The sequence below is a fragment of the Lelliottia sp. SL45 genome (assembly GCF_026672535.1).
Lineage (GTDB): Bacteria > Pseudomonadota > Gammaproteobacteria > Enterobacterales > Enterobacteriaceae > Enterobacter > Enterobacter nimipressuralis.
On the sequence record NZ_JAPPRH010000003.1, the window covers coordinates 698,876 to 715,274 of the forward strand.

The following is a 16,399-nucleotide window of genomic DNA, read 5'->3' on the forward strand; positions in this document are numbered from 1 at the left end:
CGGGGCAAAACGCCCCGGTCTGCTTAGCTGAGCGCTTTCGCCAGCAGGGAGATTGGATGTTCACAGCGCAGGCTCGTGGACATCTCGATCTGCCATTTGCAGGTTTCACAGTCGGTCACCACCAGGTCTGCGCCGCTCTCTTCGATCTGACGGAACAGCGGCGCACCAATGGCCTGCGACGTCGGGTAGTTTTCGCTTTTAAAGCCGTAGGTTCCTGCAATCCCGCAGCAGCGCGAATCCAGCACCGTCAGTTCCAGCCCCGGAATCAGCCTGAGTAGCTCCAGCGTATAAATCGCCCAGCCCATTTTTTCCATATGACAGGGTGTGTGATACACCACTTTCAGCGGTAATTTCTTCAACGGCAGCGTCTGCCCGCTATCCAGTTTGCGCCAGATAAAACGGGTGGCCAGCTCGATGTGCTCGCGCAAACCGCTGTTATCGACGTCCAGCAGATGCGGATACTCATCCCGCAGCGTAAAGGTGCAGGTGGACGACGTGGCGAGGACCGGGATCCCTTTGTCGACAATCGCTTCGCGCAGGGAGGTCACGTTGTGTCGAGCCTGTTTACGCGCCCGGTCGGTAAAGCCGTTGGCAATCAGCGGCACGCCGCAGCACCTCTCTTTATTCAGCAACTGCACGCCGGTGCCCATTGCATTCAACACGCTGACCAGATCTTTGCCCAGCTGCGGGTGGTTATAGTTTACGTAACAGCCGTGGAAGAACGCGGCCTGGTCGGTGTACTGCGCCTGTCTCTCGGCAACGCTTTTATACCAGCGGCGGAAAGTCCCGTGGGAGTATTTGGGCAGAGTGCGGTGATGATCGATTTTGAGCGCCACGTCGAGGAGCTTTCGCACCGGTTTCAGCGAGGTCGCCGCATTCACCAGCGGGGCGAACGGGGTGGAGACGCTGCCCATCAGATCCGTATGGCTTAAAATGGCATCACGAAGGGTCGGTTTTTGCGTGCTGTACTGCGCGCGCGCGCGCTGGATAATGTCCCCGATTTTGACATCAGAGGGGCAGGCGACTTCACAGCGTTTGCAGTTAATGCAGTATTTCAGCGCGTCGTCGTACAGTGCGCCATCTTTCAGGCGCAGGCGCTCGCCGTCCGGCCCGGCCTGTTTCGGCCCCGGGTAGCGCGGATTCACGCTACTCACCGGGCAAACGGTGGTGCAGACGGTGCATTTGATGCAGCTTTCAAAACGGGTATCGTTCATGGTTGTTCTCCCGCTCGCTGGCAAATCTGTTCGGCAACGGCCAGCGCCGTGATGGCGCAGACACCGCCGCCGCAGCCCTGGGCTATCGGGTCAAAACCGCCCAGCACCGAGCCAATGGCGTAAAGATTGTCGATCGCCACGCCGGAAAGCTGCGGGCGCAGATGCTCATCGGTGATGACACCAAACTGCTGCCACGGCTGGGGTGTGAAGAAATCGCTCTGATACCAGTCGGCGCGGGAGGCGCTCTGGCGCACGTCCAGCCCCATCACCGCCTCGCGGATCCCTTCGCGGGTGCTGATTAATCCGTTGCTGAAGAAACTGCCGCTCGCCAGCACCACAAAACGGGCACGCAGCGGAATATCCTCATGGTTTCGCGTCCAGACGGCATGGGCGTTACCCGCTTCAAGCGACACTTTTTTGACTTCATCCCCCGCCATCCAGACGCCGCCCTGAGCGATAAACTGCCGCTGAAGCTGATTGTGCAGACGAATCCCTGGCACAGATGGCGGCAGCGTCGGCAGCAGCCAGAGCGGGCAGGGGAGGCGATCGCTGAGCCAGCGCCACAAACGATTATCCGTCAGGCCAAAACAGGCCGGCATGTACAGGGCATCGACGCCCTGCGCCAGAGGATGTAAGGCGTCAAAAATCATTGGCCAGTGAACGTCGTTGTCCAGCAGCCGGGCAATATTCACGGCGCGAAACTCGCTGGCGTTATCCCGCAGCACATCCAGCTCCGGCAACTCGATCTCCGCCGTGTCCGCGTGAATCCCCTGGTGTCGAAGTGACGCAGCGGCAAGATGGGCCTGAAAATCGAGAAATCCGCTGATGCCAATGACGCAGACGCGCTGGTTCTGGCTGGGGGCGACCGGCACCTCTTCCGGACTGAGCCAGGCGCTGCGCTGCGTGCCGAGCGGCGTGACGCGGGCGTGATTTTGCCCGGCATTGCCCTTTAAGCGCGCGCCGCTGGCGGCGAGGAGGCTTTCGGTTTCTCGCGCGAAGCGGGCAATATTTTCAACCCCCACCCGGCGGTAAGGGTGTTCAGGCGGCAACGCCGCCGGGTTTTGCACCGCCGTGAGCGGATTCTGGACGGGCGAACCGTCGGCCATCGCGCCGAGCAGGTCCAGGGAGCCGGACGAAAAATGCAGCGCGCTTTGACCGCGACTGATAATGGCGCAGCGCTGGCCGCTTTGCGTCAGCTTCAGGCCGCACAGCAGCCCGGCGAGACCGCCACCAATAATCACCGTATCAAACTTCATCGTGCTGCTCCTTTTCCAGTCCGCACAGCCCCTGGTAGACCCAGCGGGTAAATTCGCTTTCGCGCAGCGCATCGCCCCAGGCGACAGGCTGCACCCCTTTCCAGCGCTCATTGAGGAACTCACTGAGCTGCGTCAGTGATTGCGCGGAGGTGGTGACATTGAAACGCTGTAACAGGCCCGCCGCGCGGCAGGCGCACAGCTCGCCCTGACAGGTGCCCATCCCGACGCGGGTACGGCGGCGTAAATCGAGCAGGTTGTTAACCGCCAGATTTTCCACCGCATACTGTACTTCGCCCGCAGTGACGGCTTCGCATTCGCACACCAGGCTGCGGCTGAGGCGGCCCTGTCCCAGCCAGGCGGGCGTGCGATCGCCGTGGCGGTAGATGGCCGATCCGCGCAGCGGCGCAGGCAGGGAGATGATTTTTTGCAGCGTTTTTTCGGTTGGCTCCTGCGAGCCTGGCAACGGGCGCTCAGCAGTGGTGCAGGGCTGCGTATTCCCGAGCTTGCGGCATACGGCGTCGGTGGCCCACTGCGCCATCAGCCGGTAGGTCATCAGTTTGCCGCCGGTGATGGTAATGAAACCCTCCAGCCCGTCGCGCGTGGCGTGATCGAGCAACACAATGCCACGGCTGACGTTGCGCCCGCTCGGATCGTCGTCGCTGGCGACCAGCGGGCGTACCCCGGCATAGGCGCGCAGAATGCGGGTTTGCGCCATGATCGGCGCCAGTTTTTCCCCTTCGCGCAGCAGGATATCCACCTCTTCGGCAGTCACCCGATTACAGTCGATATCGTTGTAATCAATGTGCGTGGAGGTGGTACCAATCAGGGAGATGGTATCCCCCGGCACCAGGATGTCGGCGTCGGACGGTTTGCGGCAGCGGTTGATGACGTGATTGTTGATACGGTGATCGAGGATCAGCAGCGAGCCTTTCGCCGGGAACATGCGAACGGACAACTCAGCATACTCCGCAATGTGCTGACCCCAGATCCCGGCAGCGTTGACCACCACACCTGCATACAGCTCACTGTGTTCCCCGTACAGGCGATCATAGACACGCACGCCCCGTACGCTGTCGCCTTCACGGATAAGCCCTGTAACTTCATGCGCGGTCAGAATGGTCGCGCCGTGTTCGCGAGCATCGAGCATATTGGCCGCCGTCAGGCGGAAGGGGTCTACGGTGCCGTCGGGCACTTTCACTGCGCCCAGCAGGGCCGGGTTTACCGCCGGTTCTATGCGCCGGGCAAGCAGAGGATCTATCGCTTCGGCATTGATACCCGCGTTAGTGCAGGCGGTAATAAAGGTTTTCTGAAACGCCAGATCGTCCTCTGGCAGCGTGATAAACAGGCCGTCCGTGGGTTCAATGCAGTGGCGGGCGATGCGTTTGAGGATCTGGTTTTCGGCGATGCACTCGCGCGCGGATTCGTTGTCGGTCACGGCGTAGCGCGCGCCGCTGTGCAATAAGCCGTGATTGCGCCCGGTGGCGCCGGTGGCGATATCGTGACGTTCGAGCAGCGTAACGCTTAAGCCTCGCAGGGCGCAGTCCCGCGCCATCCCGGCGCCCGTTGCGCCGCCGCCAATGATAATCACATCGCTATAACGGGGATCGCGGATTGCCATTGTCTTCCCTCATGTTCGTTTTTTACCATTTAGCCACATCAAAAATGTGGTTTGTTTGATTTCGAACACAAACGAGCGCAATTCGAAAATGAAACGTGATTCCGTGCGCCTTTTTGCGCACTATGTCATATTTCTGTAACAATTCGTGCGTTGATTCACAGTAACAATCGTCGTGATTATTTAACATCCCCAGCCTCTCTGGAGCTGGGGTGCAGTAAAAGCCCTGGCAATTTACAATATGGCCACGGAGGCTGTTATGCTCAGTATCTTCAAACCTGCTCCGCATCGGGCACGTCTGCCAGAGGCAGAAGTTGACCCGCTTTATCGCCGCCTGCGCTGGCAAATCTTCCTCGGAATTTTCTTCGGCTATGCCGCTTACTATCTGGTGCGCAAAAACTTCGCCCTGGCGATGCCGTATCTGGTTGAACAGGGTTTTTCGCGCGGTGACTTAGGTTTCGCGCTCTCCGGCATTTCAATTGCCTACGGTTTTTCGAAATTCATCATGGGGTCGGTCTCGGACCGCTCGAATCCGCGCGTCTTCTTACCGGCAGGCCTGATTCTGGCTGCGGCGGTAATGCTGTTTATGGGCTTTGTGCCCTGGGCGACCTCCAGCATCGCAGTGATGTTTGTGCTGCTGTTTATCTGCGGCTGGTTCCAGGGAATGGGGTGGCCACCGTGCGGACGGACCATGGTCCACTGGTGGTCGCAGAAAGAGCGCGGCGGGATTGTGTCGGTGTGGAACTGCGCCCATAACGTCGGCGGCGGTATTCCGCCACTGCTGTTCCTGTTAGGGATGGCGTGGTTTAACGACTGGAAAGCGGCGCTGTACATGCCTGCATTTGGCGCGATTCTGGTGGCGATGATTGCTTTTGCGCTGATGCGCGATACTCCGCAATCCTGCGGCCTGCCGCCAATTGAAGAGTATAAAAACGACTATCCGGACGACTACAGCGAACAACACGAAGAGGAGCTGACGGCGAAGCAAATCTTCATGAAATACGTCCTGCCGAACAAACTGCTGTGGTACATCGCGGTGGCGAACGTTTTTGTCTATCTGCTGCGATACGGCATCCTTGACTGGTCGCCAACCTATCTGAAAGAGGTGAAGCACTTCGCGCTGGATAAATCATCCTGGGCCTATTTCTTATATGAATATGCCGGGATCCCGGGCACGCTGATTTGCGGCTGGATGTCGGATAAAGTGTTCAAAGGCAACCGCGGTGCAACGGGCGTGTTCTTTATGACGCTGGTGACCATCGCCACGATCGTTTACTGGCTCAACCCTCCGGGAAATCCGGGCGTGGATATGGCCTGTATGATCGTGATTGGCTTCCTGATTTATGGCCCGGTAATGCTGATCGGCCTGCATGCTCTTGAACTGGCGCCGAAGAAAGCGGCAGGGACCGCCGCAGGCTTTACCGGTCTGTTTGGTTATCTCGGTGGCTCGGTCGCCGCCAGCGCTATTGTTGGTTACACGGTCGATTTCTTCGGCTGGGACGGTGGCTTTATGGTGATGATTGGCGGCAGCATAATGGCAGTATTGCTGCTGATTATGGTGATGTTCGGTGAAAAACGTCATCACGCGGAGATGATGCAGAAACGTGGATAAAAAAATGCCCGCGAAAGCGGGCATTTAGTGCGTGCAGGCATTACATCTCGATTTCGATATCGCCTTTTGCCCGGCAACAGCAGGGCAAAATTTCCCCTTCATTGATGAACGCCAGCGGCTCGGTGAGCCAGTCGACCTGGCCTGCCACTAAACGGCAGCGGCAGGAGCCGCAGTACCCGGCGCGACACTGGTATTCGACTTCCACCTGATGCGACTCAAGCGCGACCAGCAGAGAAGGGTGCTCTTCGCGGCACAGAACTTCTGTGCCGGAAAGGCTTAGCGTGACGCGGCTCATCAGAGCTGGAAATCGCTCAGGTCGTCAGTATTGACTTCGGAATCAATCTGACCGACCAGGTAAGAACTCACTTCCACTTCCTGCGGCGCAACCTGCACGTTGTCGGACACCAGCCAGGTGTTTATCCACGGAATCGGGTTAGAGCGCGTTTTAAACGGCAGCTCAAGGCCCACCGCCTGCATGCGGATGTTGGTGATGTACTCCACGTACTGACACAGAATGTCTTTGTTCAGACCGATCATGGAACCGTCGCGGAACAGGTAATCTGCCCACTCTTTTTCCTGCTGAGCGGCCAGCACAAACAGGTCGTAGCACTCCTGTTTGCACTCTTCGGCAATCTCTGCCATTTCCGGATCGTCCACGCCGCTGCGCAGCAGATTTAGCATGTGCTGAGTGCCGGTCAGGTGCAGGGCTTCGTCGCGAGCGATCAGACGGATAATTTTCGCGTTACCTTCCATCAGCTTGCGCTCGGCGAAGGCAAATGAGCAAGCAAAGCTGACATAGAAGCGAATCGCTTCCAGCGCGTTGACGCTCATCAGGCACAGGTAGAGCTGTTTTTTCAGGGCGCGCAGATTCACGGTCACGGTTTTACCGTTGACGTTGTGGGTGCCTTCGCCCAGCAGATGCCAGTAGCTGGTCATTTCGATCAGCTCGTCGTAGTAGTGGGCGATGCCCTCTGCACGTTTCTGGATCTGCTCGTTGGTAACGATATCGTCAAACACCACCGCAGGATCGTTCACGATGTTACGGATGATGTGGGTGTAGGAGCGCGAGTGGATCGTCTCGGAGAACGCCCAGGTTTCGACCCAGGTTTCCAGTTCAGGAATAGAGATCAGCGGCAGCAACGCCACGTTTGGGCTACGACCCTGAATGGAATCCAGCAGCGTCTGATACTTCAGGTTGCTGAGGAAAATGTGCTTTTCATGGTCAGGCAGTGCCTGAAAGTCGATACGATCGCGTGAAACATCCACTTCTTCCGGACGCCAGAAGAAGGAGAGTTGCTTTTCGATCAGCTTTTCGAAGATGTCATATTTTTGCTGATCGTAGCGTGCCACGTTGACCGATTGCCCGAAGAACATGGGCTCTTTGAGCTGGTCGTTTTTCGTCTGTGAAAAGGTGGTATATGCCATTAAAGTGAGTCCTGTAGGAGTGTAATGCCGGAAAGCGCTTTGCGTATCCGGCCTACAACACCTCGAAATTATGTAGGCCGGATACGGCGTTTACGCCGCCATCCGGCAAAAGGCAAAACTAGATCTTACATGCGCCGCTTTCGCAGCCATCGTCCTGGATTGAAGGCGCCATATCATCCTGCGCATCTTCTGCACCGTCACGGGTGTTGTGATAGTACAGGGTTTTCACGCCAAATTTGTAGGCGGTCAGCAGATCTTTGAGCAACTGTTGCATCGGCACTTTTCCTGACGGGAAGCGCGTCGGATCGTAGTTGGTATTCGCAGAGATCGACTGGTCGATAAACTTCTGCATGATGCCCACCAGCTGCAGGTAACCGTCGTTATTCGGCATTTCCCACAGCAGCTCGTAGTTATTCCCCAGCGTTTCGTAATCCGGCACGACCTGACGCAGCACGCCATCTTTCGAGGCTTTGATGCTCACGTGACCGCGCGGAGGCTCGATGCCGTTGGTGGCGTTGGAGATCTGCGAGGAGGTCTCGGACGGCATCAGCGCAGAAAGGGTGGAGTTACGCAGACCGTGCGTTTTGATCGATTCACGCAGACCTTCCCAGTCGAGATGCAGCGGCTCGCTGACGATACCGTCCAGATCTTTCTTGTAGGTATCGATCGGCAGAATGCCTTTCGCGTAGGTAGTTTCGTTGAACCACGGGCACGCGCCTTGCTCTTTCGCCAGCTCATTCGAGGCTTTCATCAGGTAATACTGAATGGCTTCGAAAGTTTCATGCGTCAGGTTATTGGCGCTGCCGTCGGAGTAACGCTTACCGTTTTTCGCCAGCCAGTAGGCAAAGTTGATCACGCCAATACCCAGCGTACGACGGCCCATGGCACCGCGTTTTGCCGCAGGGATTGGGTAGTCCTGATAATCCAGCAGGGCATCCAGCGCGCGAACCGCCAGCACAGCCAGCTCTTCCAGCTCGGACAGGCTCTTGATTGCGCCCAGGTTGAATGCAGACAGAGTACAGAGCGCGATTTCACCGTTTTCGTCGTTAACATCGTACAGCGGTTTGGTCGGCAGGGCGATCTCCAGGCACAGGTTAGACTGGCGCACGGGTGCGATGGCCGGATCAAACGGGCTGTGGGTGTTGCAGTGGTCCACGTTCTGAATGTAGATACGGCCAGTTGAGGCACGTTCCTGCATCATCAGAGAGAACAGGTCAACCGCTTTGACGCGCTGTTTGCGGATGCTGTCGTCGTTTTCGTACTGGGTATACAGACGCTCGAACTCATCCTGATCGGCGAAGAACGCATCGTACAGGCCTGGGACGTCGGACGGGCTGAACAGGGTGATGTCCTGGCCTTTCAACAGGCGGGTATACATCAGTTTGTTGATCTGAACGCCGTAGTCCATGTGACGAACGCGGTTGCCTTCAACGCCACGGTTGTTTTTCAGAACCAGCAGGCTTTCTACTTCCAGATGCCACATTGGGTAGAACAGCGTGGCTGCACCACCGCGAACGCCGCCCTGAGAGCAGGATTTCACTGCGGTCTGGAAGTGTTTGTAGAACGGGATACAGCCGGTATGGAACGCTTCACCGCCGCGAATTGGGCTACCCAGGGCACGAATACGGCCCGCGTTGATACCGATACCGGCACGCTGGGAGACGTATTTCACAATGGCGCTGGAGGTGGCGTTAATGGAATCCAGGCTGTCGCCGCACTCGATCAGAACGCAAGAGCTGAACTGGCGAGTTGGGGTGCGCACGCCAGACATGATCGGCGTAGGCAGAGAAATTTTAAAGGTAGAAACCGCATCATAGAAACGCTTCACATAGCTCAGGCGGGTTTCACGCGGATAGCCGGAGAACAGGCATGCGGCGACCAGAATGTACAGGAACTGCGCGCTTTCGTAGATTTCACCCGTTACGCGGTTCTGAACCAGGTATTTGCCTTCGAGCTGTTTGACCGCGGCGTAGGAGAAGTTCATGTCACGCCAGTGATCGATAAACCCGTTCATCTGCTCGAACTCTTCTTCCGTATAGTCTTCCAGCAGATGCGTGTCGTATTTGCCCAGCTCAACCATTTTGACCACGTGATCATACAGCGCTGGCGGCTCAAATTGGCCGTAGGCTTTTTTACGCAGATGGAAAATGGCAAGACGTGCTGCGAGATACTGATAATCAGGCGCTTCGCGGGAGATGAGATCGGCCGCCGCCTTGATGATGGTCTCGTGGATGTCAGAGGTTTTGATGCCGTCGTAGAACTGAATGTGAGAACGCAGCTCAACCTGGGAGATAGATACGTTATTCAGTCCTTCTGCTGCCCAGTCGAGAACTCGATGGATTTTGTCGAGATTGATACGCTCAGTGGTACCGTCGCGCTTTGTCACCAGCAGACTCTGATTCATGTGGGTTTTTACCTGTCCGTGAATTACCGTGAAATAGAAATATCCCCCGCTTATCCACAGAATGGTCTTGTGACTAACTCTGTGGATAAATACTACATGTAGGGGTTTTGCGATTAAAAGAACGCTATATGGTGAGTATTCTAGTATCGAATCATTTCAGTACAAGGGTTGATTTTGAGGTTAAATTGAGGTTGTGAAAGGGTAAAAAAGCCTAAGTCCTCGTGCTGTAAGGCCTGGACGACATGTCAATAATTAAGAAAAAAAATTCAAAATTTGATCGAGTGCTGATTTCTTCAACGAGAGGTCAAAATTGCGCAACATGACGCCGCGCAATCTTTATAAGAATAGTTGATGACGTTAGTCGTTTTTTGCGGTTGTGTGCAACATATAGTTAACATCTACACCCGGCGCGAGTTTGAATTTGTCCGTTAGCGGATTGTAGTGCAGACCGGTGATGTGCTGCTCTTTAAGCCAGGTGCCGTCAACCCAGCCTAATAATTCAGCCGGTTTGATAAATTTCTTCACGTCATGGGTGCCTTTTGGCACCATGCGCAGGACATATTCTGCCCCTACGACCGCCATCAGCCACGCCTTGCCGTTACGGTTGATGGTCGAGAAGAAGACCTGTCCACCGGGTTTGACAAGCGCAGCGCAGGCCTTGACCACCGACTGCGGGTCAGGAACGTGCTCTAACATTTCCATGCAGGTGACCACGTCATACTGATGGGCGTGCTTCGCCGCGTGCTCTTCGACCGTCTCCTGCACGTAATCCACCTGAATACCGGTTTCTAACGCATGCAGACGCGCGACCTGTAACGGCTCAAAGCCCATATCCAGCCCGGTGACCGTAGCCCCTTCGCGCGCCATGCTCTCTGCCAGAATGCCGCCGCCACAACCGACATCGAGCACGTTTTTACCGAACAGACCGCCGGAACGCTCCGCAATATAGCCCAGACGCAGCGGGTTAATACGGTGCAGAGGTTTGAACTCACCTTCGAGATCCCACCAGCGGGATGCCACCGCTTCAAATTTGGCGATCTCTTCGTGGTCGACGTTGTGAGCTACCGGGGATTTTTCGGCATTCATGGGCGCTTTTACTCCTTATTTCGCAAGAGGATCGAGTATATCAGGCTCTCCCCGCGAATAAAGCATACAGGTTTACCTGTCTCATAGCGGTTGTGTTATAATTTGCGACCTTTGAATCCGGGACACAGTAGAGGGATAGCGGTTAGATGAGCGACCTTGCGAGAGAAATTACACCGGTTAACATCGAGGAAGAGCTTAAGAGCTCCTATCTGGACTATGCGATGTCGGTCATTGTTGGCCGTGCGCTGCCAGACGTCCGAGATGGCCTGAAGCCGGTACACCGTCGCGTACTTTACGCCATGAACGTATTGGGCAATGACTGGAATAAAGCCTACAAAAAATCTGCCCGTGTCGTTGGTGACGTAATCGGTAAATACCACCCTCATGGTGATACCGCCGTTTATGACACTATCGTGCGTATGGCGCAGCCATTCTCCTTGCGTTACATGCTGGTAGATGGCCAGGGTAACTTTGGTTCTGTCGATGGCGACTCCGCGGCGGCGATGCGTTATACGGAAATCCGTATGTCGAAAATCGCCCATGAGCTGATGGCCGACCTGGAAAAAGAGACGGTAGATTTCGTCGATAACTACGACGGCACCGAGCGCATCCCAGACGTGATGCCGACCAAGATCCCGAACCTGCTGGTGAACGGTTCTTCCGGTATCGCCGTCGGTATGGCCACCAACATTCCGCCGCACAACATCACGGAAGTGATCAACGGCTGCCTGGCCTTTATCGACGATGAAGAGATCAGCATTGAAGGGCTGATGGAACACATCCCTGGCCCGGACTTCCCGACTGCCGCCATTATCAATGGTCGTCGCGGTATCGAAGAAGCGTACCGTACCGGTCGTGGCAAAATTTATATTCGTGCCCGCGCGGAAGTGGAAGCTGACGCGAAGACGGGTCGCGAAACCATTATCGTCCACGAAATTCCGTACCAGGTGAACAAAGCGCGCCTGATCGAGAAAATCGCGGAACTGGTAAAAGATAAACGCGTTGAAGGTATCAGCGCGCTGCGTGACGAGTCTGATAAAGACGGTATGCGCATCGTGATTGAAATCAAACGCGACGCGGTGGGTGAAGTTGTTCTTAACAACCTTTACTCCCAGACGCAGCTCCAGGTTTCCTTCGGTATCAACATGGTGGCACTGCACCATGGTCAGCCGAAGATCATGAACCTGAAAGAGATTCTGAGCGCGTTCGTGCGTCACCGCCGTGAAGTGGTGACTCGCCGTACTATTTTCGAACTGCGTAAAGCACGCGATCGTGCGCACATCCTCGAAGCGCTGGCTGTTGCGCTGGCGAACATCGACCCGATCATCGAACTGATCCGTCGTGCGCCAACGCCTGCCGAAGCGAAAGCGGGCCTGGTTGCCCGTCCGTGGGAGCTGGGTAACGTCGCGGCCATGCTGGAACGCGCTGGCGATGATGCTGCGCGCCCTGAATGGCTGGAGCCGGAGTTCGGCGTGCGTGACGGTCAGTACTATCTGACCGAACAGCAGGCACAGGCGATTCTGGATCTGCGTCTGCAGAAACTGACTGGCCTTGAGCATGAAAAACTGCTCGACGAGTACAAAGAGCTGCTGGAGCAGATTGCTGAACTGCTGCATATCCTCGGTAGCGCAGATCGTCTGATGGAAGTGATTCGTGAAGAGCTGGAACTGGTCCGCGATCAGTTTGGTGATGAGCGTCGCACTGAGATCACCGCCAACAGCGCGGATATCAACATCGAAGATCTGATCAACCAGGAAGATGTGGTTGTGACCCTGTCTCACCAGGGCTACGTGAAGTATCAGCCGCTGACCGACTACGAAGCACAACGTCGTGGTGGTAAAGGCAAATCAGCTGCACGTATTAAAGAAGAAGACTTTATTGACCGCCTGCTGGTGGCCAACACCCACGATACGATCCTCTGCTTCTCCAGCCGTGGCCGTCTGTACTGGATGAAGGTCTATCAGCTGCCGGAAGCGAGCCGTGGGGCGCGTGGTCGTCCAATCGTCAACCTGCTGCCGCTGGAGCCGAACGAACGCATCACTGCGATTCTGCCGGTCCGCGAGTACGCAGAAGGCGTAAACGTCTTTATGGCGACCGCCAGCGGGACCGTGAAGAAAACCGCGCTGAAAGAGTTCAGCCGTCCGCGTTCTGCCGGCATTATTGCCGTCAACCTGAACGAAGGCGACGAACTTATCGGCGTGGATCTGACCTCCGGTACTGACGACGTCATGCTCTTCTCTGCCGCCGGTAAAGTGGTGCGCTTCAAAGAGAGCGCCGTGCGTGCGATGGGTCGTACCGCGACCGGTGTTCGTGGTATCCGTCTGGCAGGCGAAGACAGCGTTGTTTCCCTGATTATTCCACGTGGCGAAGGGGCAATCCTGACCGTGACGCAGAATGGTTACGGTAAACGTACGGCGGAAGGGGAATACCCAACCAAGTCTCGCGGTACGCAGGGCGTTATCTCCATTAAAGTCACCGAACGTAACGGCTCCGTTGTCGGCGCGGTACAGGTTGATGACTGCGATCAGATCATGATGATCACCGACGCAGGCACCCTGGTGCGTACCCGCGTGTCTGAGATTAGCGTTGTGGGTCGTAACACCCAGGGCGTGATCCTTATCCGTACTGCGGAAGACGAAAACGTGGTCGGCCTGCAGCGTGTTGCAGAACCGGTGGATGACGAAGAGCTCGATTCCATCGACGGAAGTGTGGCAGAAGGCGATGACGAAATCGCGCCGGAAGCTGACACCGACGACGATGCGGCAGATGATGCCGAAGAGTAATGTCTCCTGACAGAAAAAAGGGCCGGATTCCGGCCCTTTCTTTTTTGCAGACAAGCGAACATTGCGGCAAGCGGCGTTTACCGCTACCTTAACCACATTCTTTTTGACCCTGATGGCGGAGCTTCGCCCCCTTGAAATACCTCGTCTCCTTTCGTACCACGCTTAAAGTCTCTCGCTATTTATTCCGGGCGCTGGCGTTATTGCTCTGGTTACTGGTCGCGCTGTTTTCGGTGTTTTACATCGTCAACACGCTGCACCAAAAGGAGTCCGAGATCCGTCAGGAGTTCAACCTAAGCTCCGATCAGGCCCAGCGCTATATCCAGCGCACGTCCGACGTGATGAAAGAGCTGAAGTACATTGCGGAGAACCGTCTGACGGCGGAAAACGGGATTATGGCGTCCCGCGGGCGCGACGAGAAATCGGAAGTCCCGGACTTTGAGCCGTTGTTCCCGGATTCCGACTGCTCGGCGATGGGCAACTCCTGGCGAGGCTCTCTCGAATCGCTGGCCTGGTTTATGCGCTACTGGCGCGATAATTTCTCTGCGGCCTACGATCTTAACCGCGTGTTCCTCATCGGCAGCGAAAACCTCTGTATGGCCGATTTCGGCCTGCGAGATATGCCCGTCGAGCGCGAGGATGCGCTGAAAAAACTGCACGAACGTATTCTCAAATACCATAACGCCCCTCAGGATGAGCGCGGCAACAATATTTTCTGGATTAGCCAGGGTCCGCGTCCTGGCGTGGGCTATTTCTATGGCCTGACGCCTGTCTATCTGGCTAACCGCCTGCAGGCGCTGCTGGGCACCGAGCAGACGATTCGCATGGAGAACTTCTTCACGCCAGGCAGCCTGCCGATGGGCGTGACCATTCTCGATGAAAATGGCCATAAGCTGATTTCACTCACCGGTCCTGAGGATCGTTTAAAAGTCGATCCGCGCTGGATGCAGGAGCGTTCCTGGTTTGGTTATACCTCGGGGTTCCGCGACCTGGTGCTGAAGAAAAGCCTGCCGCCGTCTTCACTGAGTATTGTCTACTCCGTGCCGGTCGATATGGTGCTGGAACGCATCCGGATGCTGATCCTCAACGCAATCCTGCTGAACGTGCTGGTAGGCATTGCGCTGTTTACGCTGGCGCGGATGTATGAGCGCAAGATTTTCATTCCGGCAGAGAGCGACGCCCAGCGGCTGGAAGAGCACGAGCAGTTCAACCGCAAAATCGTCGCTTCGGCGCCCGTCGGCATCTGTATTCTGCGTACCCAGGACGGAACGAATATTCTCAGTAATGAGCTGGCGCATAACTATCTGAACATGCTGACGCACGAAGACCGGCAGCGGCTGACGCAAATCATCTGCGGGCAGCAGGTCAATTTTGTCGATGTGCTCACCAGCAACCATACGAACCTGCAGATCAGTTTTGTTCACTCGCGCTATCGCAACGAAAACGTGGCGATTTGCGTGCTGGTGGATGTCTCCTCGCGCGTGAAAATGGAAGAGTCTTTGCAGGAAATGGCGCAGGCGGCAGAACAGGCCAGCCAGTCGAAATCCATGTTCCTGGCTACCGTCAGCCATGAGCTGCGCACGCCGCTGTACGGCATTATCGGTAACCTCGATTTGCTGCAAACCAAAGAGCTGCCGAAGGGCGTCGACCGTCTGGTGACGGCGATGAACAACTCGTCGAGCCTGCTGCTGAAAATTATCAGCGACATTCTCGACTTCTCCAAAATTGAGTCTGAGCAGCTGAAAATCGAGCCGAGCGAGTTTTCGCCGCGTGAGGTGATGAACCACATCAGCGCCAACTATATGCCGCTGGTGGTGCGCAAACAGCTGGGACTTTACTGCTTTATCGAGCCGGATGTGCCGCTGACATTGCAGGGTGACCCGATGCGCCTGCAGCAGGTGATTTCCAACCTGCTGAGCAATGCGATCAAGTTTACCGACATCGGCTGTATCGTCCTGCATGTTTCCCGCGCCGGGGATTATTTGAGTATCCGCGTTCGCGACACGGGGACCGGGATCCCGGCCAAAGAGGTGGTTAAACTGTTTGACCCGTTCTTCCAGGTGGGAACCGGCGTACAGCGTAACTTCCAGGGCACAGGTCTGGGGCTTGCGATCTGTGAACAACTGATCAGCATGATGGACGGCGATATCTCGGTGGATACCGAGCCGGGTATGGGCAGCCAGTTTACGATTCGTATTCCGCTCTATTCGGCGAAGTATCCGGTGAAAGCCCCGGCGGATGGCTTGAGCGGTAAAACAATCTGGCTGGCGGTGCATAACGCCTCGCTGTATACCTTCCTCGAGTCGATGCTGACCAACCGTGGCCTTCACGTGATGCGCTACGAGGGGCAAACCGCCGATGCCGACGACACGCTGATTACGGACGTGGAGCTGGACCCGTCCTGGAAAGGCAGAGCCGCGATTATCTTCTGTCGTCGTCATATTGGTATTCCGCAGGAGCGTGTGCCGGGAGAGTGGACGCACAGCGTCGCCACGCCGCATGAGCTGATGCATCTGCTGGCGCATATCTATCGCGTTGAAGTGGATGAGCGTGACGGCGTGAGAGCGCTGCCGTCGCCGGACTCTTCCGTCGCAATGAATGACGATATGATGATACTGGTGGTCGACGATCATCCGATTAACCGGCGTCTGTTGGCCGATCAGCTCGGATCGCTGGGATATCAATGTCTGACGGCCAACGACGGCGTCGATGCGCTTAACGTGCTCAGCAAAAATCATATTGATATTGTGCTCAGCGACGTCAACATGCCGAACATGGATGGCTATCGCCTGACGCAGCGTATCCGCGAGCAGGGGCTGACTCTGCCGGTGATTGGCGTGACGGCGAATGCGCTGGCGGAAGAGAAGCAGCGCTGCCTGGAGTCGGGAATGGACAGTTGTCTGTCGAAACCGGTGACGCTAGATGTGATCAAGCAGACCCTGACGGTCTACGCGGATCGCGTGCGCAAAAACAGGGCGTAAAAAAACCCGGCAAGCGCGAGCGCTGC

The 16,399-nt window shown here is 56.3% G+C and carries 10 protein-coding genes; 3 read left to right on the forward strand and 7 right to left on the reverse strand.

Features of this window, described 5'->3' with window-relative positions:
- Positions 1-23: 23 nt before the first annotated feature.
- The 3 genes from glpC to glpA are packed head-to-tail and all read right to left on the reverse strand — an operon-like array spanning position 24 to position 4,088.
- The gene (gene glpC / locus OVA10_RS09275) at positions 24-1,214 is read right to left on the reverse strand and encodes an anaerobic glycerol-3-phosphate dehydrogenase subunit GlpC (protein WP_268195816.1); all 1,191 of its coding nucleotides are present in this window, start codon (positions 1,212-1,214) and stop codon (positions 24-26) included.
- Positions 1,211-2,470: a glycerol-3-phosphate dehydrogenase subunit GlpB gene (glpB, locus tag OVA10_RS09280; protein ID WP_268195817.1), complete on the reverse strand. Its 1,260-nt coding sequence runs from the start codon at positions 2,468-2,470 to the stop codon at positions 1,211-1,213. The genes glpC and glpB overlap by 4 nt, the downstream gene beginning before the upstream one ends.
- The gene (gene glpA / locus OVA10_RS09285; protein ID WP_268195818.1) at positions 2,460-4,088 is read right to left on the reverse strand and encodes an anaerobic glycerol-3-phosphate dehydrogenase subunit A; all 1,629 of its coding nucleotides are present in this window, start codon (positions 4,086-4,088) and stop codon (positions 2,460-2,462) included. Before glpA ends, glpB begins: the two co-directional genes overlap by 11 nt.
- 256 nt (positions 4,089-4,344) lie before the next feature.
- Here glpA and glpT point away from each other — a divergent pair, with 256 nt between their 5' ends.
- Complete coding sequence (glpT, locus tag OVA10_RS09290; RefSeq protein ID WP_268195819.1) at positions 4,345-5,697, forward strand: glycerol-3-phosphate transporter; 1,353 nt, start codon at positions 4,345-4,347, stop codon at positions 5,695-5,697.
- A 40-nt stretch (positions 5,698-5,737) separates the two neighbouring features.
- On the opposite strand, the gene yfaE is transcribed toward glpT, so the two are convergent.
- The 4 genes from yfaE to ubiG all read right to left on the reverse strand — a co-directional run bounded on the left by yfaE (position 5,738) and on the right by ubiG (position 10,612).
- Positions 5,738-5,992 carry a class I ribonucleotide reductase maintenance protein YfaE gene (gene yfaE / locus OVA10_RS09295; protein WP_015959801.1) on the reverse strand — a complete coding sequence of 85 codons (255 nt, stop codon included), beginning with the start codon at positions 5,990-5,992 and terminating at the stop codon, positions 5,738-5,740.
- Positions 5,992-7,122, reverse strand: coding sequence for a class Ia ribonucleoside-diphosphate reductase subunit beta (gene nrdB, locus OVA10_RS09300; RefSeq protein WP_100779473.1), 1,131 nt, complete (start codon positions 7,120-7,122; stop codon positions 5,992-5,994). The genes yfaE and nrdB overlap by 1 nt, the downstream gene beginning before the upstream one ends.
- 118 nt (positions 7,123-7,240) lie before the next feature.
- Positions 7,241-9,526: a class 1a ribonucleoside-diphosphate reductase subunit alpha gene (gene nrdA, locus OVA10_RS09305; protein WP_100779474.1), complete on the reverse strand. Its 2,286-nt coding sequence runs from the start codon at positions 9,524-9,526 to the stop codon at positions 7,241-7,243.
- Positions 9,527-9,883: 357 nt separating this feature from the next.
- A complete protein-coding gene (gene ubiG / locus OVA10_RS09310) occupies positions 9,884-10,612 on the reverse strand; it encodes a bifunctional 2-polyprenyl-6-hydroxyphenol methylase/3-demethylubiquinol 3-O-methyltransferase UbiG (RefSeq protein ID WP_100779475.1) in 729 nt (242 codons plus the stop codon).
- 146 nt (positions 10,613-10,758) lie between these two features.
- On the opposite strand from ubiG, the gene gyrA reads away from it, so the two are divergent.
- Together gyrA and rcsC are read left to right on the forward strand one after the other, a co-directional pair.
- A complete protein-coding gene (gyrA, locus tag OVA10_RS09315) occupies positions 10,759-13,395 on the forward strand; it encodes a DNA topoisomerase (ATP-hydrolyzing) subunit A (RefSeq protein ID WP_102104891.1) in 2,637 nt (878 codons plus the stop codon).
- Positions 13,396-13,526: 131 nt separating this feature from the next.
- Positions 13,527-16,373 carry a two-component system sensor histidine kinase RcsC gene (gene rcsC, locus OVA10_RS09320; RefSeq protein ID WP_268195820.1) on the forward strand — a complete coding sequence of 949 codons (2,847 nt, stop codon included), beginning with the start codon at positions 13,527-13,529 and terminating at the stop codon, positions 16,371-16,373.
- Positions 16,374-16,399: the final 26 nt, after the last annotated feature.

What these genes read in the sequence shown, in the direction of transcription:
- glpC (WP_268195816.1), bottom strand. Translation starts at nt 1,214, where the DNA reads ATGAACGATACCCGTTTTGAAAGCTGCATCAAATGCACCGTCTGCACC.
- nrdA (WP_100779474.1), bottom strand. Translation starts at nt 9,526, where the DNA reads ATGAATCAGAGTCTGCTGGTGACAAAGCGCGACGGTACCACTGAGCGT.
- ubiG (WP_100779475.1), bottom strand. Translation starts at nt 10,612, where the DNA reads ATGAATGCCGAAAAATCCCCGGTAGCTCACAACGTCGACCACGAAGAG.
- glpA (WP_268195818.1), bottom strand. Translation starts at nt 4,088, where the DNA reads ATGGCAATCCGCGATCCCCGTTATAGCGATGTGATTATCATTGGCGGC.
- yfaE (WP_015959801.1), bottom strand. Translation starts at nt 5,992, where the DNA reads ATGAGCCGCGTCACGCTAAGCCTTTCCGGCACAGAAGTTCTGTGCCGC.
- glpT (WP_268195819.1), top strand. Translation starts at nt 4,345, where the DNA reads ATGCTCAGTATCTTCAAACCTGCTCCGCATCGGGCACGTCTGCCAGAG.
- gyrA (WP_102104891.1), top strand. Translation starts at nt 10,759, where the DNA reads ATGAGCGACCTTGCGAGAGAAATTACACCGGTTAACATCGAGGAAGAG.
- glpB (WP_268195817.1), bottom strand. Translation starts at nt 2,470, where the DNA reads ATGAAGTTTGATACGGTGATTATTGGTGGCGGTCTCGCCGGGCTGCTG.
- nrdB (WP_100779473.1), bottom strand. Translation starts at nt 7,122, where the DNA reads ATGGCATATACCACCTTTTCACAGACGAAAAACGACCAGCTCAAAGAG.